The sequence below is a fragment of the Streptomyces sp. NPDC093089 genome, from assembly GCF_044754405.1.
Lineage (GTDB): Bacteria > Actinomycetota > Actinomycetes > Streptomycetales > Streptomycetaceae > Streptomyces.
Map to the genome: position 1 here is coordinate 58,715 of NZ_JBIVPA010000013.1, position 23,613 is coordinate 82,327.

Sequence of the window (23,613 nt, forward strand, 5' to 3'; positions counted from 1 at the left end):
CGGCGGGAGCGAAGAGGCGGGCGGGCGCTCGGAAAGGCGGCGGGAGCGAAGAGGCGGGCGGGCGCTCGGAAAGGCGGCGGGAGCGAGGAGAGGCCCGGGACGTCCGCGTGGTGGAATGCCCGGCCGTCCCCGACGCCTGCCGTCCAGGGTCCCGGCATGTCGCAGCCGATCAAGCTCATCATCCACATCACCACCCTGCCGGGCCGGGGCGCGGAGCAGGTGGCCGCCTTCGCCTCCCTCGCGCCGCTGGTACGGGCCGAGGAGGGGTGCCTCCGTTACGACCTGCACCGGGTGGCGGACGACCCCGACCGCTTCGTCCTGATCGAGCGCTGGGCCTCGGCCGAGGCCCTCGCCGCGCACGACGCGGCCCCGCACATGGCGGCCGCGGACGCGGCGAACAAGGCCTTCCGCGCCGGGCCGGCCGAGGTCGTCCGACTGGTCGACGCGCCTGTGGCCTGACGGGGAGCGCGGGGAGGTCGGGCGATGGGGCGGGAGAGGCCACGGGAAGCCCAGGGAAGTTCCGGCAGCCCCGGGTAGCCCCGGGTCCCGGGTAGCCCCGAGAGCCCCGGGGAGTTCCGGGTAGCTCCGGGTAGCTCCGGGTAGCTCCGGGAGGGGGAACGCCGAAAGGCGGTCCGAGCCCCCGCACAGTGGGCTCGGACCGCCTGGTCCGGTGAGGCGTACGCCTTAGAGGGCGAGGCCCGTCAGGACGAGCACGCGCTCGTAGGTGTAGTCGTCCATCGCGAACTTGACGCCCTCGCGGCCGACGCCGGAGCGCTTGGCACCGCCGTACGGCATCTGGTCGGCGCGGTACGAGGGGACGTCGCCGACGATCACGCCGCCGACCTCCAGGGCGCGGTGGGCGCGGAACGCGGTCTGCAGGTCGTGGGTGAAGACACCCGCCTGGAGGCCGAAGTCCGAGTCGTTGACCGCGGCGAACGCCTCGGCCTCGCCGTCGACCCGGGCGACGGTGAGGACCGGGCCGAAGACCTCGGCGCGGGCCAGGGTGACGCCGGCCGGGAGGTCGGCGAGGACGGTCGGGGCGTAGGTGGCACCCTCGCGCTTGCCGCCGGTGAGGAGCTTGGCGCCGGCCTCGACGGCCTCGTCGACCCAGGACTCGACGCGCTGGGCGGCGGCCTCGTCGACCAGCGGGCCGACGTCGGTGGCGGCGTCGGACGGGTCACCGGTGACCTGGGCCTCGACCGCGGCGACGATCTTCGGCACCAGGCGGTCGTAGACCGAGGCGTCGGCGATCACGCGCTGCACGGAGATGCAGGACTGGCCGCCCTGGTAGTTGGAGAAGGTGGCGATACGGCTCGCGGCCCAGTCCAGGTCGGCCTCGGAGGACCAGTCGGGCAGGACGACGGCCGCGGCGTTGCCGCCGAGCTCCAGCGTGCAGTGCTTGTGCGGCACGGACTGCTGGATGGCGTAACCGACCTTGTCGGAGCCGGTGAAGGAGATGACCGGGAGGCGCTCGTCCTGGACGAGGGCGGGCATGCGGTCGTTCGGCACGGTCAGGATCGACCAGGAGCCGGCCGGCAGGTCGGTCTCGGCCAGGATCTCGCCCAGGATCAGGGAGGAGATCGGCGTCGACGGGGCCGGCTTGAGGATGATCGGAGCGCCGACGGCGATGGCCGGGGCGACCTTGTGGGCGCTGAGGTTCAGCGGGAAGTTGAACGGCGCGATGCCGAGGACGACGCCCTTGGGGATGCGGCGGGTGAGGGCGAGGCGGCCCGCGCCGCCGGCCTCGGTGTCCAGGCGCTGGGCCTCGCCGGCGTTCCAGCGGCGGGCCTCCTCGGCGGCGAAACGGAAGACGGAGACGGCACGGCCGACCTCGCCGCGGGCCCACTTGATGGGCTTGCCGTTCTCGGCGGAGATCAGCAGCGCGATCTCCTCCGTGCGCTCGGCGAGCCGCTTCGACACGTGGTCGAGGGCGGCGGCGCGGACGTGCGCCGGGGTCGCGGCGAACTCGTCGACGACGGCGTGCGCGGCGGCGACGGCCTCTTCGACCTGGGCCTCGGTGGGCACGCTGACCTTGCCGACCAGACGTCCGTCGAAGGAGTTCGTGACGTCGAAGGTGGCGTCGCCGGTGGCCTCACGGCCGGCGAGCCAGAAGGCGTGGGTGGTCGTCATTGCGTCCCGGCCCTTTCCGTTTCGGATGGTGCGAGCGGTTGCTCTCGTGACACGTTAGGGCCGGGGCGGCGGGCGTGGGCTTGTCCGGTGTGGAGTGGTGGGGTGAAAGCTCTGTCCGAATTGGCCGAAGGGGCCCGTGGCACCCGCCCGCCACCAGCCCCCTGACCTGCGGGTCACCCGCAGGTCACCCGCGGCGTTCGGTCGAGACGATCAGACACACCCCGCCGACGACGACCGCGCCGCCGAGCAGGAGCGGCCAGGTCAGGGCCTCGTTCAGGACGAGGGCGCCGAGGAACACGGCGACGACCGGGTTCACGTAGGCGTAGGTGGCGACGAGCGACAGCGGCGCGGCCTGCAGGAGCCAGGCGTACGCCGTGAACGCGAGCAGCGAGCCGAAGAGGATCAGATACGCGAGCGCCGCCCACGAGCGCCCCGATATCGCGGTCACGTCCAGGCCGTGCTGCTCACCGCGCACGACGCCGATCACGAGCCCCGCGATGCCGCCGACGACCATCTCGTACGCACTGGCCGTGAACGGGTTCGGCGGCATCGGCAGGCGGGAGGACGAGAACGAACCGACCGACCACAGCAGGGTCGCGGCGACGACCAGGACCACGCCCCCGATCTTCACCTCGCCGCTCAGGCCCGGCAGCGTGAGGACCGCGAGGCCGGCGAGGCCGAGCAGGACGCCGCCGAAGGCACCGAGGCCCGGGCGCTCGCCGGTGGAGGCCCGCAGGATGACGACCCAGGCGGGCACGACGGCGATGAGGAGCGCGGCGAGGCTGGAGGGGATGGAGGTCTCGGCGAGGACCACCAGACCGTTGCCGCCGGGGATCAGGAGCAGACCGATCAGCGCCGCGGAACCGAGCTGCCTGCGGGTGACCTTCAGCGCGGCGGGCCCCTGCCGCCAGGCGATGATCCCGGCGAGCAGCAGTCCCGCGGTGATGAAGCGGGTGCCCGAGGACAGGAACGGCGGCATCGTCTCGACCGCGATCCGGATGCCGAGGTACGTCGACCCCCACACGACGTACACGATGCCGAGCGCGGCCCACACGGCGCCGGTGATCCGGCGCGCGGGCACCCCCACCGTCACGGCGGGGACTTCGGGAACGGCCTTGTGCGCCTCGGGTGCCGGATCCACGGCGGGTCTTGTCATGCCCAGGAGACTAGGGAGTCCCCGGCCGAAAGACCAAGAAAATTGCCCGGATCCGGGCAGGGGAACCCCGATTCGGGCGGCCCCACCGCCCGCGACCCCCACTCCACCGGGTGGCAGGATGGCCCCGACCGCAGGACCACAAGGGGGAAGACCATGATCCTGTTCGCTCTCGTCGCCGTCCTCGCACTCGCCGCCTTCGGCTGCGTCTGCGTCGTCTGGGCCGCCCGCGGCGGCCCCCGATGGGTCCGCGTCGTAGCCACCGCCACCCTCCTCGGCGGCGAGCTCGCCCGCGCCGGCCGCCGACGCGGCCTGCGAGGGGACGACGACACGAGCGGGCGCGACGGGGGCGGGAGCGGGAGCGACGGGTGAAGGGCGGGGGCGACCGGTGAAGGGCGGGGGCTGTCTCGGCGCAGAACGCCGGCCACGAGGGCGTCGGCCGCGGGGGTGACGGCCACGGGGGTGACGGCCACGGGGGCGACTGCTTGGGGCGACGGCGCCAGCGGGCTCCCGCCCAAGCAGGCGAAGGCCCCGAGGTAGGGGCCTCGGGGCGAGGCCCCCTGCAAAGGCACGGACCGCCTCCGCTACCCCGCTACCCCGCTCCTCAGCTACTCCGTGCCCTCGCCCGTGGCCTTCAGCGCCAACCACAGCTCCATGCGCACGTCCGGGTCGTCGAGGGAGCGGCCGAGGATCTCCTCGACGCGGCGCATCCGGTAGCGGAGGGTGTGCCGGTGGACGCCGAGGTCCGCCGCGGCCGCGTCCCACTGGCCGTGCCGGGAGAGCCAGGCGCGCAGGGACGCGACGAGGTCGCCGCGGCCGGTCGCGTCGTGCTCCCGCAGGGCCCGCAGCATGCCGTCGGCGAAGGCGCGGACGGCGTCGTCGGCGAGGAGTGGGAGGACCGAGCCCGCCGCCAGGTCCTCGTGCTCGACGAGCGCCCTGCCCCGCCGCCGGGCCACCGAGAGCGCCTGCTCGGCCTGCTTGAACGCCGTCGCGGCCGCGATCGGCCCGGCCGGCGCGGAAAGTCCGACGACGACACCCGCGTCGTCCGCGTCCCGCTCCGCGTACCCCTCGCAGGCGGCGACGACCGCGCCCCCGTCCCCGGCGAGGACGACGAGCCGCTGCTCGCCCTCGGGAACGGCGAGGACCGCCTCGCCCGCGCGGGCGGCCGCCGCCTCCAGGGCCTCGGCGAGTACCGGCAGCGGAGGCTCGGCCGCCGCCTCTCCCCCGGCGGGCTCCGCGACGAGCACCCGGAACGGGGCGTCGAGCAGCTCGCCGTACACGTCACCCGCCACCGCGCGCGCGTGCTCCGGCTCGCCCGTCAGCATCATCTGCAGCACCGCGGCGCCCAGCCGCTGCTCGGCGGCCTGGAGTGAGCGGGAACGTTCCGTCGTCAGGGTGAGCAGGGCGATCGCCGAGTGCACCGCGTACCGCTCGGCGGTCCCCAGGGGCGCGCCCGTGCCGACCGCGAGGGCGCCGCGCACCCGCCTCCCGGTGCCCAGCGACTGGAGTTCGACGCGGTCGTCCGTACCCCCGACGACCGCGCTCGCGGGCGCCGGCCTGTCCCGGAGCCGCTCCACGTCCGCCGTGAGCCGGGCGGCCCGGCGCGCCGCCCACTCCGGCGACACCGCGACGACCGTCCCGGACGTGTCGTACAGCGCCGCCCAACCGTCCACGTGCGCCGCGAGCCGCGCGACCACGGCCTCGGGGCCCTCGGCGAGCGCCGCCCTCGTCAGCTCCCGCTGCGCCTCGAAGCCCGCCGTGACCGCCCGGTACTGGTCCGCGGAGATGGCCGCCGACACCGCCTTGCTGATGGCGAGGAACGGCGTCCTCCGCGGCACCTCCAGGAGCGGCAGGTGCTCCTCCCGCGCCGCGTCGAGCAGCGCCGGCGGAATCTCGTCGTAGTTCACCCCCACGGCGAAGCCCAGCCCCACCACCCCCGCCCCGAGCAACCTCCGCACATAGCGGCGCATCGCCTCCAGGTCCTCCGCGTCCAACGTCAGCGCCGTCGTCAGCAGCAGCTCCCCGCCCTCCATGTACGGCACCGGGTCGGCGAGCTCGCTCACATGAGCCCACCGCACAGGCGTGTCGAGGCGGTCCTCACCGGCACGGACGATGAGCTTGAGGGCGGAGTGCTGCACAAGCGAGGCGAGGGTGGGCGGCATCGTGAAACCGTCGGACCTTTGAGCGAGGGGGCACCGCCCAGCCGAGCGGCGCCCCCGATTGTGCCAGCCCCGATGCGTAGCCGCTCAGCCACACAGACCGACCGCTCTCGGCCAAGCGGGGCGGATGCCTCCCGCTCGCCGCGCCCCGGCCGTCCGGCCACGTCCTGACCGGGTCAGCCCCGAAGGTCGACGAGCAGCGGCGGCATGTGCTCGCCGCGCACATGCGTGAGGGAGAGCACTGCATGCCCCGGCGGCACCGCATGGGCAAGCTCCGACGCCGACCACCGCTGCCGCTCCACTTCCCGCACGGTCACGGCTTCCGCCGTGGCCGCCCGACCGGTCACCAGTCGGCGCATGAAGTGCAGGACCTTGGTCAGCGGCTCGTCCGAGATGATCTGCCGGTTGGTGACGTCCCGGGTCTGTACCCATTCGGTGCCCCAGGTCTCGGCGAACCGTCCGCCGTCCCAAGCAGCGATCCCCGAGAACGCCATGCGACAGCCGACGGCCCCGAGCAGGGGCGCTCGCAGCCCCTCCGGCACGTCCTCCAAGCTGCGCAGGGCGAGGACGACACCGGCGTTGACGGAGCGCAGTCTCTGCAGAGCCCGTACGGAGTCACCGGTGGCGGTGTAGGTGGCGTCGTCGAGGACCAGGCAGGCGAAGAGGGAGCGGTCACGGCGTGCGAGGGCGGCCTCCGTGAACTGGGCGAGCAGGAGCCGCGAGACGATCCGGGAGGCTTCGGCGTGGCCGCGCTCGGGCAGATTGACGCGGACTCGGAGCGGGTGCTCGACCGCCCTGAGCGAGAACTGCGACCGCTCCGGGCCGTCGGCGTTGTCATCGGTGCGAAAGAAGCCGCTGAAAGCGGGCCGGTCGAGGAAGGCGATGCGCTCGGCAAGCAGGACCCCGACTTCGTCGCCGCGTTCCGTCTGCCGCTGCCTCGCATCCAGCTCTCGCAACTGGGCAGGGTCGTCGGCGACGGCGGCCCGGAGGGCGGCAATCGCGTCGGGCGCCTCACCGAGCAGCTCTCGCAGCTCAGGCACGCCGGGGAAGCGGCCGTACGCGGCCAGGAACGGGCCGATCAGCTGGGCGAGCGCGGTGGCGGCCCGACGGCTGTCGGCGACCAGGTCCCCCACGAGGGCCTCGGCAAGAACGCGGGCCGCTTCGTCGGGATCCTCGGCGCCACCGTAGAGATCGAGGTCGTGGGTGGACCCGCGCTGGCCGACGGAGACGACTACGTCGAAGGCCTCGTCGGGGCCGAGTAGAGCCCCCTGGGCGGTGACGGCGACGACCGCGGCGCGGTTGGCGAGGGCCTGAAGACAGAGCGCTTCGACGACCGGCCGCACCAGACGGGTGGTCTTCCCAGCCCCCGCGGGGCCGACGGCGAGCAACGAGGTCCCGAGGACGCCCGGCTCCAGAGCGACACGGGTGGTACGCCGCGCGTAGGGGTTGCGCTGGTGGTCGGCGACGGTGCCGATGAGGACCTGGCCGGTGACCAGGTCATGAGTGGCGGTACGGACCGGTAGGTCGCGGAGTCCCGAAGGGTGGCCGCAGGCGGCGGCGCCCCGGATGCGCACGGCCTCGTTGAAGGCGGCGAGGCGCTCCGGCTGCGTCCGCACGCCCTGCCACGCTCGGCGGATCCGGGCGTAGTCGACGTCCCCGAGAACGCCCTGGTGGGTGGCGTCGGAAAGCCTCTTGGCGGCCTCGGTGAGGCCGGCGTCCCTCAGGTCGGGCCAGTCGGCGGGATCCGAGGCGGGCGGTGGCTGCGGTGTGTCGACGGCCAGCCCGAGGCGGCGGCGGACCACCGGCCAGGTGCCGACACGTCCCACAGCGGCGACGACGGCCGCGAACAGCAGCACGTAGTAGATGTTGAAGACCCACGTGAACCAGGTGACCGTACGAGGCAGCTCGCGCCAGACTCCCGGCACGAGGACGAACAGCGGCCACACCGGTACGCCGTAGCGGTGCCAGACTTCGCGCCAGTTGCCGACCCGTCCGAAGCCCACGGCCATGAGCCCGAGGACGACCCCGTTCCAGAGATAGGTCGCCAACATGTACAGCTCGAACTGGGAGCTCGTGGTGTGCCGCCACTCATCGGGCAGCACCCAGAGCAAAGGCAGCAACCACCAGTCGTCGACGAAGATCCACCAACCCCCGAGATAGCCGTTCTGGAGCAGTGACCAGAGCAGCCATCCGCAGAGGTAGGCGATCAGGGCACCGCTGATGAGCTGTCGCCCGGGCACCCGCTCGGATTCCTCCTTCGGACGGGGCCGGTACGCGAGCCGCCACACGCCGGGAGGGGCCGCCGGCCTCGGGATCCGAAGCCATTCGACGATCCCCGGCCGAGACGGCGCCTGGGCGGGCGGCGGTGACACGAGAGGCGGCCTCATCGGTGGTGGTCCGGGCGGCATCTGCGGCATCGGCGGCCCCGCCGGGCGGGGTACCGCGCCCTCCCTGGTGTCGGGTGACTCGTACGTGCCGTCGGTTTCCATGAACCCCTGCCCCCTGACCAGCCAGGTCGCCGCGTCTGTGCCACCGTCAATCTAGTGGGCGCGGACCGCTCGGGAGGGGTTTCGACAACGCGTTCGGCCGATCATCGGGAAGTCGCTTCCGGGAAGCGGAAGGGGAGGGGGCCATGTCCATCCCGGACAACGACACGCACCCCACTACTCCCGATCGGCGCATGCCTCACGGGGCCTCCCGCGCCTAGCCTGCGGAGGAAACCCGCAAGTGCGTCCAGAACACCCCCAGGAGCCCCGCATGAACGCTGTCCCGCAGGAGCGGCGCATCGTCACCGCCATCCCCGGCCCGAAGTCGCAGGAGCTTCAGGCCCGCCGTCTCGACACGGTCGCCGGTGGCGTCGGCTCGACGCTGCCCGTCTTCACCGCGCGGGCCGGCGGGGGCATCATCGAGGACGTCGACGGCAACCGCCTGATCGACTTCGGCTCCGGCATCGCCGTGACCTCGGTCGGCGCCTCGGCCGAGGCCGTCGTGCGCCGCGCCTCCGCGCAGCTCCAGGACTTCACCCACACCTGTTTCATGGTGACCCCGTACGAGGGTTACGTGGAGGTCTGCGAGGCGCTGGCCGAGCTGACACCGGGCGACCACGCCAAGAAGTCCGCGCTGTTCAACTCGGGTGCCGAGGCCGTCGAGAACGCGGTCAAGATCGCCCGCTCGTACACCAAGCGCCAGGCGGTCGTCGTCTTCGACCACGGCTACCACGGCCGTACGAACCTGACGATGGCGCTGACGTCGAAGAACATGCCGTACAAGCAGGGCTTCGGTCCGTTCGCGCCCGAGGTCTACCGCGTGCCGGTCGCCTACGGCTACCGCTGGCCCACCGGCCCGGAGAACTGCGGCCCCGAGGCCGCCGCCCAGGCGATCGACAACATCACGAAGCAGATCGGCGCCGACAACGTCGCCGCGATCATCATCGAGCCGGTCCTCGGCGAGGGCGGCTTCATCGAGCCGGCCAAGGGCTTCCTGCCGGCGATCGTGAAGTTCGCCAACGACAACGGCATCGTGTTCGTCGCGGACGAGATCCAGTCCGGCTTCTGCCGTACCGGCCAGTGGTTCGCCTGTGAGGACGAGGGCATCGTCCCGGACCTCATCACGACCGCCAAGGGCATCGCGGGCGGCCTGCCGCTCGCCGCCGTCACCGGCCGCGCCGAGATCATGGACTCCGTCCACGGCGGCGGTCTGGGCGGCACGTACGGCGGCAACCCGGTGGCCTGCGCCGCCGCGCTGGGCTCCATCGAGACGATGAAGGAGCTCGACCTCAACCGCAAGGCGCAGCGCATCGAGGAGCTCATGAAGGCCCGCCTGACGGCGATGGCCGAGAAGTTCGACGCCATCGGCGACATCCGCGGCCGCGGCGCCATGATCGCCATCGAGCTGGTCAAGGACCGCGTCACCAAGGAGCCGAACCCGGAGGTCGCGGGCGCGCTGGCGAAGGCCTGCCACGCCGAGGGCGTGATGGTCCTGACCTGTGGCACCTACGGCAACGTGCTGCGCTTCCTGCCGCCGCTGGTCATCGGCGAGGACCTGCTGAACGAGGGCCTGGACGTCATCGAGAACGCGTTCGCCCAGATCTGAGCCGTCCGGGTCCGAAGGGCCCGGATCTCATCCATGGTGTGAAGACTCTGTGGGGGGCCGATGGCGGGATGCATTTCCCGCTGTCGGCCCCCTCTTCTCTGGCGTACGGTTTCCGCAGATGAGAGAAACACCCCGGGCGGAGCCTCCCCAGCACCGTCCAGACCGTGCCTACGCGCACACCGCCGGCGCCTCGTGCTCCGGGACTCCTCACCGATCGGATGGCCGCACGCCCCATACCCCCCGGGGCGCGCGGCAGCCCGATCCCCTCGGCCGCCCTGGAACCACCCCCCCTGTTCCAGGGCGGCCGGCTCTCTTCTCGGCGCTCGTCGCCCTCGCCGTCGTGACCTGGCAGGTGCTCGTCCACGGCCCCTTGGCCAGGCTCGACGAGCGGGTGTCCCGCGCGGTGGTGGACTCGGTCCCCCGGCGGCTGAGCGAACTCGCCTCCGATCTCGGCAACCTGACGGTCGCCCTCCCGGTCCTCGCCTGCGCCATGGCGTACGCGGTGTGGCGGGGCCGCCGCGCCGCCGCCCTGCACGCCGGTCTCGCCATGGCCGCCGTACCGCTGCTCGTGATCCCCCTCAAGGAGTGGACGGCCCGCCCCGGCCCCTTCGAGCCCTGGGCCCACGGCTACTACCCGTCCGGGCACACGGCGACCGCGATGGTCGCCTACTTCGGCGCGGCCTTCCTCGTGTCGGGACGGCTGGTCCCCGTCGCCGCCGTGCTCACGGCGGTGACGGGGACCGGGCTCGTCCTCCGGGGCTTCCACTGGCCGCTGGACGTGCTGGCCAGTCTCTGCCTGGGGTTGCTGATCCTGGCGGTCAGCTCCAGTTGTACGCGTCGAAGTTCTTCGAGAAGGCCCACTGGTTGTAGCGGTCCCAGTTGATCGACCAGGTCATGAGGCCGCGGAGGGCGGGCCAGGTGCCGTGGGTCTGGTAGGTGCCGCAGTCGGTCTTCCTGGTGAGGCAGTCGAGGGCCTTGTTGACCTCGGCCGGGGCGGTGTGGCCGTTGCCGGCCTGGGTGGAGGCGGGGAGACCGATGGCGACCTGGTCGGCGCGGAGGGCGGGGAAGAAGCGGTCGGCGTTGCCGGCGACGGGGAAGCCGGTGAGGAGCATGTCGGTCATGGCGATGTGGAAGTCGGCGCCGCCCATGGAGTGGTACTGGTTGTCGAGGCCCATGATGGAGCCCGAGTTGTAGTCCTGGACGTGCAGCAGGGTGAGGTCGTCGCGGAGGGCGTGGATGACGGGCAGGTAGGCGCCGGCGCGGGGGTCCTGGCCGCCCCAGGGGCCGGAGCCGTAGTACTGGTAGCCGAGCTGGACGAAGAAGGTCTCCGGGGCCATGGTCAGGACGAACTTGGCGCCGTACTTGGCCTTGAGGGTCTTGACCGCCTGGATGAGGTTGACGATGACCGGGCTGGTCGGGTTCCGGAAGTCGGTGTCGCCGGTCTGGAGTGAGAGGGAGTGGCCCTCGAAGTCGATGTCGAGGCCGTCGAGGCCGTACTCGTCGATGATCTTCGAGACGGAGGAGACGAAGGTGTCGCGGGCGGCGGTGGTGGAGAGCTGCACCTGGCCGTTCTGGCCGCCGATGGAGATGAGGACCTTCTTGCCGGCGGCCTGCTTGGCCTTGATCGCCGCCTTGAAGTCCGCGACGGACTCGACGTTCGGGCACTCGGTGGCCGGGCAGAGGCTGAAGCGGATGTCACCGGAGGTCACCGAGGTCGGTTCACCGAAGGCGAGGTTGATGACGTCCCAGGAGTCGGGGACGTCGGCCATGCGGGTGTAGCCGGAGCCGTTGGCGAAGCTGGCGTGGAGGTAGCCGACGAGGGCGTGCGCGGGCAGGCCGCCGCCGCCTCCGCCGCCGGAGGTCGTGGTGGCGGTGACGGCCGCGGACTTCGGGGACTCGCCGGCGGCGTTCACGGCGGCGACCTGGAAGCTGTACGGGGTGGAGGCGGTGAGTCCGGTCGCGGTGGCCGAGGTGCCGGTGACGGTCTGGATCCTGGTGGCGCCCTGGTAGACGTTGTACGAGGTGGCGCCGGAGACCGCGGTCCAGGTGAGCGGCACGGTGGTGGAGGTCGGGGAGCCCGCCGCGAGACCGGTGGGGGCGGTCGGGAGCTGGACGGGGTCGCCGCCGGGGCCGTACAGGGAGAGGTCGTCGGCCTGGTAGGCGGGGGTGCCGTACCAGCCGTGCGTGTAGATCGTCACCGAGGTGGTGGAGGCGCCGGTGGTGAAGGTGGTGGCGAGGCGCTGCCAGTCGGGGGCTGAGCCGGTCCAGGTGGAGACGTCGGTGGTCCCGGTGCCGGTGGCGCCGAGGTAGACGTAGCTGCCGCGGACCCAACCGCTCAGCGTGTAGGAGGAGTTGGGCTTGACGGTGACGGTCTGGGAGCAGCGGGCGTTGTCGCTGCCGGCCGGGGTGGCCTGGAGCGCCTTCGTCCCGCCGTGGACGGGCGAGGAGACGACGGCTCCGCTGCCCGCCGTGCAGGTCCAGCCGTCGAGGCCGGCCTCGAAGCCGCCGTTGCGGGCGAGTTCGGTGTCGGCGGCCTGGGCGGCGGGGGTGAGCGCCATGAGCCCGCCGGCGGCGAGGGCGCCCGCCAGGAGCAGGGTGAGGGGTCTGGTGCGGTCCACAACTGCCTCCGGGAGTGGGGGAATTCGGGGTGGGGGCGCGCCACAGCATGGTCCAGACCAATCAAGTGGTCAAGACCTCTGTTCGCCGTTCGTCCGCACCCGGCCTTCCCCGAACCGCCGTTCACCCGCGCCGGAATCGCCGTTCGTACGCGCCGGACCGCATCGGAAGCACCGTTCGTCCGCGTCAGACCGCGCCGGCCCCCCCTTCGCCCCCGGCGAGCCGTCCCGCCGCCTCGTGCATCGCCAGTTCCAGGAGCGAGGCGTCGTTGAGGGTGCCCGCACCGTCCGGCGCGACCAGCCAGCGGACCCCGCCGGTCGACCGGCCGGGGTACGGGACGACGATCCAGGTGCCGGCGCCGGCGCTGCGCACCCCGGTGCCGATCCAGCGGGCGGCGGTGCCCGGCGGGACGAAGAAGCCGATCCGGGATTCGCCGAAGTCGGCCAGGACGGGACCCGGCCGGTCCACGAGCCGGGTCAGCACGTCGAGGGTGGGGTGGCCGAGGTCCGCCGGCAGGATCAGCACGTCCCAGCGCCGGCCGGCGGGCAGCAGTGCGACCCCGTGCGGGTTGCGTTCCCACTCCCAGCGGCAGGCGTCGGGGTCGGGTGCGACCGAGGCCAGCCACTCCACCGCATTCTTGGCACCAGAAGCCCCCGCACCGATCATCGCAACGATCTCCTCTCCGTGTGGACGCGGTGTCCACACGGAGAGAGCGGGTACGGGGGCTTCTCTTACGCGGGTTCGCCCACCCGTCGATTGTGACCTGCATCACAGGACGGGCTCAGCTGTCGAAGCCGAGGCCCAGCCGGTCCATGGTCTTCAGCCACAGGTTGCGCCGGCCGCCGTTCTCGTCGGCGCGGGCCAGCGCCCACTTGGTGATGCCGATGCCGGCCCAGGCGATCGGCTCGGGCGGGAACGGCAGCGGCTTGGAGCGGACCATGTCCAGCTCGGTGCGCTCGGTACGCTCCCCCGCGAGCAGGTCGAGCATCACGTCCCCGCCGAAGCGGGTGGCGCCGACGCCGAGGCCGGTGAACCCGGCCGCGTACGCGACCTTGCCCTTGTACGCCGTACCGAAGAAGGCCGAGAAGCGCGAGCAGGTGTCGATCGCGCCGCCCCAGGCGTGGCTGAAGCGCAGGCCCTCCAGCTGCGGGAAGCAGCGGAAGAAGTGCTCGGCCAGCTTGAGGTAGGTCTCCGGGCGCTGGTCCATCTCGGCGTCGAGCTTGCCGCCGAAGGGGTAGATCGCGTCGTAGCCGCCCCACAGGATGCGGTTGTCCGCCGTGATCCGGAAGTAGTGGAACTGGTTGGCGGAGTCGCCGAGGCCCTGCCGGTTCTTCCAGCCGACGGAGGCGAGCTGCTCGGGGCTGAGCGGCTCGGTCATCAGCGCGTAGTCGTAGACCGGGACGGTGTACGGCCGGACGCGCTTGACCAGCGACGGGAAGACGTTGGTGCCGAGCGCGACCTTCTCGGCGACGACACGGCCGTACGGGGTGCGCACGCCCATGCCGGCGCCGAAGGAGACCAGCTCCAGACCGGGGGTGTTCTCGAAGATCCGCACGCCCAGGTCGAGGCAGGCGCGCTTCAGGCCCCAGGCCAGCTTCGCCGGGTTGAGCATGGCGACGCCGCGGCGGTCCCAGAGGCCGCCGAGGAAGGTCGGCGAGTCGACCTCGGCCCGGACGGCGTCCCGGTCGAGGAGTTCGAGGCCGTCCGCGAGTCCGAGCCGGTCGATCTCCGCGTACATCTCGGCGAGTTCCTCGACCTGGTGCGGCTCGGTGGCCACGTCGATCTCGCCGGTGCGCTCGAAGTCGCAGTCCAGGGAGTAGCGGGCGACCGCCTCCTCGATGTCGTCGAGGTTGCGCTCGCCGAGCTCCTCCAGCCTCGGCAGCTCGCCCGGCCAGCGGGCGAGGCCGTTGCCGAAGCCGTGGGTGAGGGAGGCGGCGCAGAAGCCTCCGTTGCGGCCCGAGGCGGCCCAGCCCACCTCGCGGCCTTCGATCAGGACGACATCCCGGGCGGGGTCGCGCTCCTTGGCGAGGAGCGCGGTCCACAGTCCGCTGTATCCGCCGCCGACCACGAGGAGATCGCACTTCTCGGTGCCGGTGAGGGCGGGCAGGGCGCCGGGCTTGCCGGGGTCTTCCAGCCAGAAGGGGACGGGCTGGGCGTCGGAGAGAGATTGTGCAGCGAGACGCATGGCGACTGGGGCCATGGTTTCCAACTCCTTCGGTGCCTGAGCGGCCTTCGCTCAGGCTGTTGCTGTTTTCCTGCGCCGGTTCGCGATGATCTGCCCGGCCACGACCACCAGTACCGCGAGGACGAACATCGCGGTGCCGATGACGTTGATCTGAACGGGGGTTCCGCGCTGCGCCGAGCCCCAGACGAACATGGGGAAGGTGACGGTGTCGGGACCCGCGTTGAAGTTGGTGATGATGAAGTCGTCGAACGAGAGCGCGAAGGCGAGCAGCGCGCCGGCGGCGATGCCGGGTGCGGCGATCGGCAGGGTCACGCGCAGGAAGGTCTGGGCGGGGCCCGCGTAGAGGTCGCGCGCCGCTTCCTCCAGGCGCGGGTCCATGGACATGACCCGGGCCTTGACCGCCGTCACGACGAACGACAGGCAGAACATGATGTGGGCGATCAGGACCGTCCAGAAGCCCAGCTCGATCCCCATGTTGAGGAAGAGGGTGAGCAGCGAGGCGGCCATGACGACCTCGGGCATCGCCATCGGCAGGAAGATCAGCGAGTTGATCGCGCCGCGCGCCCGGAAGCGGTAGCGGACCAGCGCGAAGGCGATCATCGTACCGAGGACGACCGCGCCGATCGTCGCCCAGGCGGCGAGCTGGAGCGAGAGCGAGAGCGACTCGCACATGTCGGCGACGCCGCAGGGGTCCTTCCAGGCGTCGAGCGAGAAGCGCTGCCAGGAGTAGTTGAAGCGCCCGTTCGGCTTGTTGAACGAGAACACCATGACCACGATGTTCGGCACGATCATGTAGGCGAGCGTGAACAGGCCCGCCAGGACGACGAGGTTCTTTCGGAGCCAGCGCATCAGACCAGGTCCTCCGTTCCCGCCTTGCGGATGTAGAGGCTGACGATCACCAGGACGATCGCCATGAGGATGAAGGAGAGCGCGGCCGCCGTCGGGTAGTCGAGGACGCGGAGGAACTGCGACTGGATGACGTTTCCGATCATCTTGGTGTCGGTCGATCCGAGCAGTTCGGCGTTGACGTAGTCGCCGCTCGCAGGGATGAAGGTGAGCAGGGTGCCGGAGACGACGCCGGGCATCGACAGCGGGAAGGTCACCTTGCGGAAGGTGGTGGACGGGGACGCGTAGAGGTCCTGCGCGGCCTCGTGCAGCCGGCCGTCTATCCGCTCCAGCGAGGTGTAGAGCGGCAGGATCATGAACGGCAGGTAGTTGTACGTCAGACCGCAGACCACGGCCATGGGCGTGGCGAGCACCCGCTCGCCGTCGGTCCAGCCGAGCCAGCTGGTCACGTCGAGGACGTGCAGGGCGTTCAGCAGGTCCACGACGATGCTGTCGTCGGCCAGGATCGTCTTCCACGCGAGCGTCCTGATGAGGAAGCTGGTGAAGAAGGGGGCGATGACGAGGACGAGGAGCAGGTTGCGCCAGCGGCCCGCCCTGAAGGCGATGAGGTACGCGAGCGGGTAGCCGAGCAGCAGGCAGAGCAGGGTCGCGGTGCCCGCGTACAGCACCGAGCGCAGGAGCTGCGGCCAGTACTCCGTGAAGGCGTCCACATAGGTCTGGAAGTGCCAGGTGACCTTGAAGCCGGCTTCCAGGCTGCCCTCCTGGACGGAGGTGGAGGCCTGGTAGACCATCGGCAGCGCGAAGAAGACGAGCAGCCAGATGATGCCGGGGAGCAGCAGCAGGTACGGGACGAGCCGCTTGCGGGTCGAAGGCTTGCGCAGAACCGGTTCCTCTGTCGGAGGCGCTTCCTTCGTCAGCGTGGGAGTGCTCATCCGGCGTCCTCCACCGTCTCCACGCCCGCGTCGATGTCCTGCGCCGCGTCGAGCCCGAAGGTGTGGGCCGGGTTCCAGTGCAGGACGACCTCGGCGCCGGGGACCAGGCGGGTGTCGCGCTCGATGTTCTGCTCGTAGACCTGGAGCTCCGCGCCCGCCGGCGAGTTCACCACGTACTGGGTGGAGACGCCGATGAAGGAGGAGTCGGCGATCCGGCCGGTGACCCGGTTGCGGCCGTCGGCGATCGAGCCCGCGTCGTCGGCGTGCGCGAGCGAGATCTTCTCGGGGCGGACGCCGACGAGGACCTTGCCGCCCTGGCGGACGGCGGAGGTACAGCGGTCGCCGGGGATCCGGAGCTTGCCGCCGCCGGCGGTGGCGAGCACGTCCGAGCCGGTCTCCAGGACCTCGGCCTCGATGAGGTTGGAGGTGCCGAGGAAGTTGGCGACGAAGGTGGTCTGCGGGTTCTCGTACAGGTCGGCGGGGGCGCCGAGCTGCTCGACCCGGCCGCCGTTCATGACCGCGACCTGGTCGGCCATGGTCATGGCCTCCTCCTGGTCGTGGGTGACGTGCACGAAGGTGATGCCGACCTCGGTCTGGATCCGCTTGAGCTCCAGCTGCATCTGGCGGCGCAGCTTGAGGTCGAGGGCGCCGAGGGGCTCGTCGAGGAGCAGCACCTGCGGGTGGTTGATGAGCGCGCGGGCCACGGCGACGCGCTGCTGCTGGCCGCCGGAGAGCTGGTGGGGCTTGTGGCGGGCCTTGTCGCCGAGCTGGACGAGCTCCAGCATGTCGTCGACCTGCTTCTTCACCGACTTGATGCCGCGGCGGCGCAGGCCGAAGGCGATGTTCTCGGTGATGTCCATGTGCGGGAAGAGCGCGTAGGACTGGAAGACGGTGTTGACCGGCCGCTTGTACGGCGGGAGGTCGGTGACGTCCTTGTCGCCGAGGAAGACGGTGCCGGTGCTCGGGTCCTCCAGGCCGGCGATCATGCGCAGCGTGGTGGTCTTGCCGCAGCCGGAGGCGCCGAGGAGGGCGAAGAAGGAGCCCTGCGGGACGGTGAGGTCCAGCGGGTGGACGGCGGTGAACGAGCCGTACGACTTGCTGATCCCGGTGAGACGGACGTCGCCGCCGCCAGTGTTCTTTCCGGTGTGAGCAGTCTTGTCAGTCATGGGTTGCGGTCCCAGGGGAGTGAGTGAGGTGGACGACGTCGGGCTCAGGCGCCGATGAGCTTGGCGAACTTCTCCTCGTACGCCGTCTCCTCCGCGCTGGTGAGCGAGCGGAAGGCGTGCGACTTCCTGGCCATCGCCTTGTCCGGGAGGATCAGCGTGTTGTTCGCGAGCTCGGGGTCGATCTTGGAGAGCTCGTCCTTCACCCCGTCGACGGGGCAGACGTAGTTGATGTACGCGGCGAGCTGGGCGGCGACGGGGAGCTCGTAGTAGTAGTCGATGAGCTTCTCGGCGTTCGTCTTGTGCCGGGACTGCGCGGGGACGAGCAGGTTGTCGCTGGAGGTGATGTATCCGGCGGACGGGATGGCGTAGCGGATGTCCGGGTTGTCCGCCTGGAGCTGGATGACGTCGCCGGCCCAGGCGAGGCAGGCGGCCAGGTCGCCCTTGTCCAGGTCGGAGGTGTAGTCGTTGCCCGTGAAGCGGCGGATCTGCTTCTTGTCGACGCCCTTCTGGAGGCGTCCGATCGCCGCGTCGTAGTCGGCGTCCGTGAACTTCCCCGGGTCCTTGCCGAGGTCGAGCAGGGTCATGCCGACGGAGTCGCGCATCTCCGTGAGGAAGCCGACCCGGCCCTTGAGGGACGGGTCGTCCAGGAGCTGGGTCACGGAGTCGACCTTCTTGCCGCCGGTCGCCTTCACGTTGTACGCGATGACGGTGGAGATGCCGGTCCACGGGTACGAGTAGGCGCGGCCCGGGTCCCAGTCGGGGCTGCGGAACTGGGTGGAGAGGTTCGCGTACGCGTGGGGCAGGTTCGAGGCGTCGAGCTTCTGCGCCCAGCCGAGCCGGATGATCCGGGCGGCGAGCCAGTCGGTGACGCAGATCAGGTCGCGGCCGGTGTCCTGGCCGGCCGCGAGCTGCGGCTTGATCTTGCCGAAGAACTCGACGTTGTCGTTGATGTCCTCGGTGTACTTGACTTTGATCCCGGTGCGCTCGGCGAACGCCTCCAGGGTCGGGCGGGACTTCTCGTCCTCGCTGACGTCCATGTACTCGGTCCAGTTGGAGAAGGCGACGCTCTTCTCCTTGGCCGACACGTCGATGGACGCGGGGCCCTGGCCCTCCCGCTTGGCCGGCGGGATCCCGCAGGCGCTCAGGCCGGCGAGGCCGCCGACGGTGAGCGCGCCGACGCCACCCGCGCGCAGCATCGACCGCCGGCTGAGGGCGCCCCGGCCGTTCGTCATACTGCGCCGTATCGCCGCCAGCTGCGCGGCGGACAGGCTGTCGGGCTCGTACTGCTCCATGCGCTGTGCCCTTTCGGGATGGGTGGGCCGCTGGTCGGGCGGCGAGCTGCTATCGGTCCCCGAAGATCGTGCGGTGCCAATCCTTGGCGGCCACCGCAGTGTTGTCGAACATCACGTGCTTGACCTGCGTGTACTCCTCGAAGGAGTACACCGACATGTCCTTTCCGTACCCGGATGCCTTGGTGCCTCCGTGGGGCATCTCGCTGATGATCGGGATGTGGTCGTTGACCCACACGCAGCCCGCCTTGATCTCCCGCGTGGCGCGGTTGGCGCGGTAGACGTCGCGGCTCCAGGCGGAGGCGGCGAGGCCGTACGGGGTGTCGTTGGCGAGCCGGATGCCCTCGTCGTCGCCGTCGAAGGGCAGGGCCACCAGGACCGGCCCGAAGATCTCCGACTGCACGACCTCGCTGTCCTGCGCGGCACCGGTGATCAGGGTCGGACGATAGTACGCACCGTCCTTGAGGTCGCCGCCGGGGGCTTCGCCGCCGGTGACGACGGTGGCGTAGCCGCGGGCGCGCTCGACGAAGGCGGCGACGCTGTCGCGGTGGCGGTGGCTGACGAGCGGGCCGAGGTCGGTGTCCGCCGCGAAGGGGTCGCCGACGCGGACGGTCTCCATCAGTTCGGCGACCCGGGCGACGAAGGCGTCGAAGAGCGGGCGCTGGACGTACGCGCGGGTGGCGGCGGTGCAGTCCTGGCCGCTGTTGATGAGGGAGGCGGCGACGGCGCCGTGGGCGGCGGCCTCCAGGTCGGCGTCGTCGAAGACGACGAAGGGGGCCTTGCCGCCGAGTTCGAGGTGGAGCCGCTTGACGGTGGCGGTGGCGACCTCGGCGACCCGCTTGCCGACCGGCGTGGAGCCGGTGAAGGAGGTCATGACCACGTCGGGGTGGCCGACGAGGTGCTCGCCGACGACCCGTCCGGAGCCGCTGACGATGTTGATCACACCGTCGGGGATACCGGCCTCCTTCGCCGCCTGCGCGAACATCAGCGAGGTCAGCGGGGTGAGCTCGGCGGGCTTGAGGACGATCGTGTTGCCGGCGGCGATCGCCGGGAGGATCTTCCAGGCGGCCATCTGGAGCGGGTAGTTCCAGGGGGCGATGGAGCCGATGACGCCGATCGCCTCGCGCCGGACGTACGAGGTGTGGTCACCGTCGTACTCGGCGGCCGACTGGCCCTGGAGGTGGCGGGCGGCGCCGGCGAAGAACGCGGTGTTGTCGATCGTGCCGGGCACGTCGAACTCCGTGGTGAGCTTCAGCGGCTTGCCGCACTGCAGCGACTCGACCCGCGCGATGTCGTCCGCCCACTCGGCGAGGACTCCGGCGAGCCGGTGCAGCGCGTCGGAGCGCTCGCCCGGGGTGGCGCCGGACCAGCCGGGGAAGGCGGCCTTGGCGGCGGCGACGGCGTCGTCCACGTCGGCCGTGGAGGCGAGCGCGTAGGTGTAGACGCTGTCCCCGGTCGCCGGGTCGATCACGCTGTGTTCCTGACCGGAGGTTCCGGCCCGGAGCCGCCCGCCGATGTACTGTGCGCCGTCCGCGAAGCGGTCCGTCACCTGGAAGCGGTTGCCCATGACGCTCTCCGTTGTCCCAGCTCGAATTGAGTGCCGATCCTGACATGGTGAAAGTGCCCCAACAAGTGATTCCGTTGTTTCCTTTTGGTTACGCGACGGAATCGGTCGACCATGTGTCGAGGCGGTCGGAAAATCTCCGTACGGAATGTCAGTGGCGGCTGTCACACTCGCATGCATGGACAAGATCGACGAGCTGACACAGCAGGTCAACAGGGGTGACCGTCCGAAGTGGCTGCTCTTCTGGGGCCACCGCCCCCACCCGGACGGGCGCCTTTCCGCGAGCTGTCTGAGCCAGTGGTGGCCGGCCCCCTTCACGGTCGACGGAACGGCGTACGCGACGGCCGAGCACTGGATGATGGCGGCCAAGGCGCGCCTCTTCGGGGACGCCGAAGCCGAGCGCGCCGCACTGACCGCCCGCACCCCCGCGGAGGCCAAGAAGGCGGGCCGCCTCGTCCGGGGATTCGACGACGCCGTGTGGGAGCGGGAGCGCTTCGGGATCGTCGTCGAGGGCAGCGTCCACAAGTTCTCCTCGAACGAGGCCCTGCGCGGGTACCTCCTGGGCACCGGCGAGCGGATCCTGGTGGAGGCCAGCCCGGTGGACCGCATCTGGGGCATCGGACTGGCCGCCGACGACCCCGGCGCCCACGACCCGGCCCGCTGGCGCGGCCTGAACCTCCTCGGCTTCGCCCTGATGGAGGCCCGGGACCGGCTGCGCGGCGCCTGACCCGCGCCACGCGCACGGCTCCCCGGCAGGCGCACGGCCCTCGGGCGAACGCACGGGCTCCGCGGGCACGCGCGGAGGACCCTGATACGCGCGGAGGATCCCGAGCATGCGCGAAGGCCCCGCACCTCGGTGAGGTGCGGGGCCTTCGCGTGCCGTGCGGGCCCGGCTCAGCGCTCGATCTCGAGCACCAGGCTCGACGAGAACGGGTCCTCGTCGGTGCCGGAGTCGTCGAAGGACGAGGAGTCCTGGGCGATGGCCCAGATGATGAAGCCGAGGAAGACGGCGCTCACCACGGTGCCGATGGAGCCCAGCACGATGCCGGCGATGGCCATGCCCCGGTTCGTCGCCTCGCCCCGGTTGACCTTCTTCAGGCCGATGACGCCGAAGATCAGCGCGAGGATGCCGAGGATCATGCCCAGGCCGTACATGCAGAATCCGGCCACCGCGATGATGCCGAGCACCATCGCGGTCGTCCCCATGCCGTTGGACGGCGACTGCTGCCAGCCGGGCTGGTTGTACCCCGAGCCGTAGCCCGGGTATCCGTAGCCCGACACCGCCGGGGCGGTCGGCGCGACCGGCTGCGGGGCCGGGGCCGCCGGGTAGCCGTACGCGCCGGGCGTGGCCGGCGGGTAGCCGTAGGCGTCGGGCGTGGCCGCGGGGCCGCCCGGGGCGACCGGCGGCGGCGGGACGTCGCCGCCGGGTCCGGTGGCGGCGGGCATCGACGTGACCGTCATCTGGTCGTGCACGGGCGGCGGCGTCGGCGTAGACGACTTGCTCAGTTCCACCCCGTCGCGGTTCGGCGGAGCCCACGGGTCCGCCGGGTCGTACCCGCCCTGCGGCTGGTCTCGGTTGTCAGACATGGGCCTCCCCCATCATGGTCACGCCATGCTACGACCTCCCCCGTCCGGGGGACCCGCCCGGCCTACCATGACCCGATGACCGACCTCCATCCCTTCATCGCCGGCCTGCCCAAGGCCGAACTGCACGTCCACCACGTGGGCTCCGCCTCGCCGCGGATCGTGTCCGAGCTCGCAGCCCGGCACCCCGACTCCAAGGTCCCCACGGACCCGGAGGCGCTGGCCGACTACTTCACGTTCACGGACTTCGCACACTTCATCGACGTCTACCTGTCCGTCGTCGACCTGGTCCGCACCCCCGAGGACGTCCGGCTGCTGACCTTCGAGGTCGCCCGGGACATGGCCCGGCAGAACATCCGGTACGCCGAGCTCACCATCACCCCCTACTCCTCCACCCGGCGCGGCATCGACGAGCGCGCCTTCATGGCGGCGATCGAGGACGCCCGCAAGGCGGCCGAGGTCGAGTTCGGCACGGTCCTGCGCTGGTGCTTCGACATCCCCGGCGAGGCCGGCCTGGCCTCCGCCGAGGAGACCGCGCGGCTCGCGACGACCGACGGGCTGCGCCCGGAGGGCCTGGTCTCCTTCGGCCTCGGCGGCCCGGAGATCGGCGTGCCGCGCCCGCAGTTCAAGCCGTACTTCGACCTGGCCCGCGCGGCCGGCCTGCACTCCGTCCCGCACGCGGGCGAGACGACGGGACCGGAGACGGTCTGGGACGCCATCCGCGACCTGGGCGCCGAGCGCATCGGCCACGGCACCAGCTCCGTCAAGGACCCCGAGCTCCTGGCGTACCTCGCCGAGCACCGGATCGCCCTGGAGGTGTGCCCGACGTCGAACATCGCGACCCGGGCCGTCGCCACCCTCGAGGAGCACCCGATCCGGGAGATGGTCGACGCCGGCGTCCTCGTCACGATCAACAGCGACGACCCGCCGATGTTCGGCACGGACCTCAACAACGAGTACGCCGTCGCCGCCCGCCTCCTCGGCCTCGACGAGCGCGGTGTCGCCGCCCTCGCCAAGAACGCGGTCGAGGCCTCCTTCCTCGACGCGGCCGGCAAGGCCCGGATCGCCGCCGAGATCGACACGTACACGAACGACTGGCTGGCGCGCTGACGGCGACGAGAATGGGGCCATGCGCTCCGTCACTGTCGTAGGCCATCGCGGCGACCCGTACCGCGTCCGTGAGAACACGCTCCCCTCGATCGCCTCGGCGATCGAGCGGGGGGCGGACGCCGTCGAGATCGACGTCCGGCTGACCGGGGACGGCGTGCCCGTCCTCCTCCACGACGACACCCTGAAGCGACTCTGGGGCCACGACCGCCCCCTCTCGGCGCTCCCGTACGAGACGGTGCGCGAGTTGACGCACGACGGGGTGCCGACCCTGCGCGAGGCGCTGCTCACCGCCGGGGACCACCGGCTGATGCTGGACCTGCCGGGCGGGAACGAGGAGTCGGTCCGCCGGATCGTCGGCACGGTCCGCGAGTGCGGCGCCGGTGAGCGGGTGTACTACTGCGCGGGGGCCGTCGCCATGCTCCAGGTGCGGGCCGCCGACCCGGCCGCCGAGATCGCCCTGACCTGGACGACGCTCGCCCCGCCCCGGCCGGTGCTGCTCGACGCGGTGCGGCCCCGCTGGCTCAACTACCGCTTCGGCCTGGTGAGTCGGGAGCTCAGCGAGCGGGTCCACCGGAACGGTCTGCTGGTCTCCTGCTGGACGGCGGACACCCAGCGCACCATGCGTAAGCTGATCTCGAACGGGGTCGACTCCATCACCACGAACCGCGTCGACGCCCTCGCCGCCGTCCTGGGAAAGGCCTCCGCGTGAACGACCGGACGAACGACCGCCTGAACGTCGGCGTGAACGACCGCGTGATCCGCCGAGTCCGAACCGTCGCCGCCCCCG

20 protein-coding genes are annotated in these 23,613 nt (G+C 71.5%); 7 read left to right on the top strand and 13 right to left on the bottom strand.

Translation table 11 applies throughout. The features are described 5' to 3' along the window. Positions 1–156: 156 nt before the first annotated feature. Positions 157–459, top strand: coding sequence for a putative quinol monooxygenase (locus ACIQFX_RS28220; protein WP_402468912.1), 303 nt, complete (start codon positions 157–159; stop codon positions 457–459). Between the two features lie 225 nt (positions 460–684). Here ACIQFX_RS28220 and ACIQFX_RS28225 read toward each other — a convergent pair whose 3' ends face one another. Then, positions 685–2,130: an aldehyde dehydrogenase family protein gene (locus tag ACIQFX_RS28225; protein WP_402468914.1), complete on the bottom strand. Its 1,446-nt coding sequence runs from the start codon at positions 2,128–2,130 to the stop codon at positions 685–687. Between the two features lie 184 nt (positions 2,131–2,314). Further along, positions 2,315–3,286 (bottom strand): EamA family transporter, encoded by a 972-nt coding sequence (locus tag ACIQFX_RS28230; RefSeq protein ID WP_402468917.1) that lies wholly within the window; start codon positions 3,284–3,286, stop codon positions 2,315–2,317. A gap of 153 nt (positions 3,287–3,439) precedes the next feature. Between ACIQFX_RS28230 and ACIQFX_RS28235 the strand changes: the two genes are divergently transcribed. After that, positions 3,440–3,655 carry a hypothetical protein gene (locus ACIQFX_RS28235; RefSeq protein WP_402468920.1) on the top strand — a complete coding sequence of 72 codons (216 nt, stop codon included), beginning with the start codon at positions 3,440–3,442 and terminating at the stop codon, positions 3,653–3,655. 236 nt (positions 3,656–3,891) lie between these two features. Here the strand turns inward: ACIQFX_RS28235 and ACIQFX_RS28240 are convergent, their stop codons facing one another. Both ACIQFX_RS28240 and ACIQFX_RS28245 read right to left on the bottom strand, forming a co-directional pair. Beyond that, positions 3,892–5,445 carry a PucR family transcriptional regulator gene (locus ACIQFX_RS28240; protein WP_402468922.1) on the bottom strand — a complete coding sequence of 518 codons (1,554 nt, stop codon included), beginning with the start codon at positions 5,443–5,445 and terminating at the stop codon, positions 3,892–3,894. 173 nt (positions 5,446–5,618) lie between these two features. Next, positions 5,619–7,850: an ATP/GTP-binding protein gene (locus ACIQFX_RS28245; protein WP_402469318.1), complete on the bottom strand. Its 2,232-nt coding sequence runs from the start codon at positions 7,848–7,850 to the stop codon at positions 5,619–5,621. A 349-nt stretch (positions 7,851–8,199) separates the two neighbouring features. Between ACIQFX_RS28245 and gabT the strand changes: the two genes are divergently transcribed. Then, the gene (gabT, locus tag ACIQFX_RS28250; protein WP_402468925.1) at positions 8,200–9,534 is read left to right on the top strand and encodes a 4-aminobutyrate--2-oxoglutarate transaminase; all 1,335 of its coding nucleotides are present in this window, start codon (positions 8,200–8,202) and stop codon (positions 9,532–9,534) included. 118 nt (positions 9,535–9,652) lie between these two features. Beyond that, entirely contained in the window at positions 9,653–10,417 is a 765-nt protein-coding gene (locus ACIQFX_RS28255) for a phosphatase PAP2 family protein (protein ID WP_402468928.1), read from the top strand. On the opposite strand, the gene ACIQFX_RS28260 is transcribed toward ACIQFX_RS28255, so the two are convergent. The 8 genes from ACIQFX_RS28260 to ACIQFX_RS28295 all read right to left on the bottom strand — a co-directional run bounded on the left by ACIQFX_RS28260 (position 10,353) and on the right by ACIQFX_RS28295 (position 20,135). Then, a complete protein-coding gene (locus tag ACIQFX_RS28260; RefSeq protein ID WP_402469320.1) occupies positions 10,353–12,092 on the bottom strand; it encodes a chitinase in 1,740 nt (579 codons plus the stop codon). The genes ACIQFX_RS28255 and ACIQFX_RS28260 overlap by 65 nt on opposite strands. A gap of 244 nt (positions 12,093–12,336) precedes the next feature. Further along, positions 12,337–12,816: a hypothetical protein gene (locus ACIQFX_RS28265; RefSeq protein ID WP_402468931.1), complete on the bottom strand. Its 480-nt coding sequence runs from the start codon at positions 12,814–12,816 to the stop codon at positions 12,337–12,339. A 115-nt stretch (positions 12,817–12,931) separates the two neighbouring features. Next, positions 12,932–14,350 (bottom strand): NAD(P)/FAD-dependent oxidoreductase, encoded by a 1,419-nt coding sequence (locus ACIQFX_RS28270; protein WP_402468935.1) that lies wholly within the window; start codon positions 14,348–14,350, stop codon positions 12,932–12,934. Between the two features lie 36 nt (positions 14,351–14,386). Next, a complete protein-coding gene (locus ACIQFX_RS28275) occupies positions 14,387–15,184 on the bottom strand; it encodes an ABC transporter permease (RefSeq protein WP_402468938.1) in 798 nt (265 codons plus the stop codon). Next, positions 15,184–16,113, bottom strand: coding sequence for an ABC transporter permease (locus ACIQFX_RS28280; protein WP_402468941.1), 930 nt, complete (start codon positions 16,111–16,113; stop codon positions 15,184–15,186). Before ACIQFX_RS28280 ends, ACIQFX_RS28275 begins: the two co-directional genes overlap by 1 nt. Continuing rightward, positions 16,110–17,279 (bottom strand): ABC transporter ATP-binding protein, encoded by a 1,170-nt coding sequence (locus ACIQFX_RS28285; RefSeq protein WP_402468944.1) that lies wholly within the window; start codon positions 17,277–17,279, stop codon positions 16,110–16,112. Before ACIQFX_RS28285 ends, ACIQFX_RS28280 begins: the two co-directional genes overlap by 4 nt. Before the next feature lie 44 nt (positions 17,280–17,323). Further along, the gene (locus tag ACIQFX_RS28290; RefSeq protein ID WP_402468947.1) at positions 17,324–18,571 is read right to left on the bottom strand and encodes a PotD/PotF family extracellular solute-binding protein; all 1,248 of its coding nucleotides are present in this window, start codon (positions 18,569–18,571) and stop codon (positions 17,324–17,326) included. Between the two features lie 49 nt (positions 18,572–18,620). Further along, the gene (locus tag ACIQFX_RS28295; protein WP_402468950.1) at positions 18,621–20,135 is read right to left on the bottom strand and encodes a gamma-aminobutyraldehyde dehydrogenase; all 1,515 of its coding nucleotides are present in this window, start codon (positions 20,133–20,135) and stop codon (positions 18,621–18,623) included. Between the two features lie 175 nt (positions 20,136–20,310). On the opposite strand from ACIQFX_RS28295, the gene ACIQFX_RS28300 reads away from it, so the two are divergent. Continuing rightward, on the top strand, positions 20,311–20,859 hold the full coding sequence (locus tag ACIQFX_RS28300; RefSeq protein ID WP_402468953.1) for an NADAR family protein: 549 nt from the start codon (positions 20,311–20,313) through the stop codon (positions 20,857–20,859). Positions 20,860–21,026: 167 nt separating this feature from the next. Here ACIQFX_RS28300 and ACIQFX_RS28305 read toward each other — a convergent pair whose 3' ends face one another. Beyond that, entirely contained in the window at positions 21,027–21,719 is a 693-nt protein-coding gene (locus tag ACIQFX_RS28305; protein WP_402468956.1) for a DUF4190 domain-containing protein, read from the bottom strand. Positions 21,720–21,794: 75 nt separating this feature from the next. Here ACIQFX_RS28305 and ACIQFX_RS28310 point away from each other — a divergent pair, with 75 nt between their 5' ends. Then, positions 21,795–22,826, top strand: a complete 1,032-nt coding sequence (locus ACIQFX_RS28310; RefSeq protein ID WP_402468959.1) for an adenosine deaminase — start codon at positions 21,795–21,797, stop codon at positions 22,824–22,826. A 19-nt stretch (positions 22,827–22,845) separates the two neighbouring features. After that, positions 22,846–23,535, top strand: a complete 690-nt coding sequence (locus ACIQFX_RS28315; protein ID WP_402468962.1) for a glycerophosphodiester phosphodiesterase — start codon at positions 22,846–22,848, stop codon at positions 23,533–23,535. Positions 23,536–23,613 lie beyond the last annotated feature (78 nt).

Coding starts and splice junctions, on each gene's coding strand:
- ACIQFX_RS28220 (WP_402468912.1), top strand. CDS start 157: ATGTCGCAGCCGATCAAGCTCATCATCCACATCACCACCCTGCCGGGC.
- ACIQFX_RS28225 (WP_402468914.1), bottom strand. CDS start 2,130: ATGACGACCACCCACGCCTTCTGGCTCGCCGGCCGTGAGGCCACCGGC.
- ACIQFX_RS28230 (WP_402468917.1), bottom strand. CDS start 3,286: ATGACAAGACCCGCCGTGGATCCGGCACCCGAGGCGCACAAGGCCGTT.
- ACIQFX_RS28235 (WP_402468920.1), top strand. CDS start 3,440: ATGATCCTGTTCGCTCTCGTCGCCGTCCTCGCACTCGCCGCCTTCGGC.
- ACIQFX_RS28240 (WP_402468922.1), bottom strand. CDS start 5,445: ATGCCGCCCACCCTCGCCTCGCTTGTGCAGCACTCCGCCCTCAAGCTC.
- ACIQFX_RS28245 (WP_402469318.1), bottom strand. CDS start 7,850: ATGCCGCCCGGACCACCACCGATGAGGCCGCCTCTCGTGTCACCGCCG.
- gabT (WP_402468925.1), top strand. CDS start 8,200: ATGAACGCTGTCCCGCAGGAGCGGCGCATCGTCACCGCCATCCCCGGC.
- ACIQFX_RS28255 (WP_402468928.1), top strand. CDS start 9,653: ATGAGAGAAACACCCCGGGCGGAGCCTCCCCAGCACCGTCCAGACCGT.
- ACIQFX_RS28260 (WP_402469320.1), bottom strand. CDS start 12,092: ATGGCGCTCACCCCCGCCGCCCAGGCCGCCGACACCGAACTCGCCCGC.
- ACIQFX_RS28265 (WP_402468931.1), bottom strand. CDS start 12,816: ATGATCGGTGCGGGGGCTTCTGGTGCCAAGAATGCGGTGGAGTGGCTG.
- ACIQFX_RS28270 (WP_402468935.1), bottom strand. CDS start 14,350: ATGGCCCCAGTCGCCATGCGTCTCGCTGCACAATCTCTCTCCGACGCC.
- ACIQFX_RS28275 (WP_402468938.1), bottom strand. CDS start 15,184: ATGCGCTGGCTCCGAAAGAACCTCGTCGTCCTGGCGGGCCTGTTCACG.
- ACIQFX_RS28280 (WP_402468941.1), bottom strand. CDS start 16,113: ATGAGCACTCCCACGCTGACGAAGGAAGCGCCTCCGACAGAGGAACCG.
- ACIQFX_RS28285 (WP_402468944.1), bottom strand. CDS start 17,279: ATGACTGACAAGACTGCTCACACCGGAAAGAACACTGGCGGCGGCGAC.
- ACIQFX_RS28290 (WP_402468947.1), bottom strand. CDS start 18,571: ATGGAGCAGTACGAGCCCGACAGCCTGTCCGCCGCGCAGCTGGCGGCG.
- ACIQFX_RS28295 (WP_402468950.1), bottom strand. CDS start 20,135: ATGGGCAACCGCTTCCAGGTGACGGACCGCTTCGCGGACGGCGCACAG.
- ACIQFX_RS28300 (WP_402468953.1), top strand. CDS start 20,311: ATGGACAAGATCGACGAGCTGACACAGCAGGTCAACAGGGGTGACCGT.
- ACIQFX_RS28305 (WP_402468956.1), bottom strand. CDS start 21,719: ATGTCTGACAACCGAGACCAGCCGCAGGGCGGGTACGACCCGGCGGAC.
- ACIQFX_RS28310 (WP_402468959.1), top strand. CDS start 21,795: ATGACCGACCTCCATCCCTTCATCGCCGGCCTGCCCAAGGCCGAACTG.
- ACIQFX_RS28315 (WP_402468962.1), top strand. CDS start 22,846: ATGCGCTCCGTCACTGTCGTAGGCCATCGCGGCGACCCGTACCGCGTC.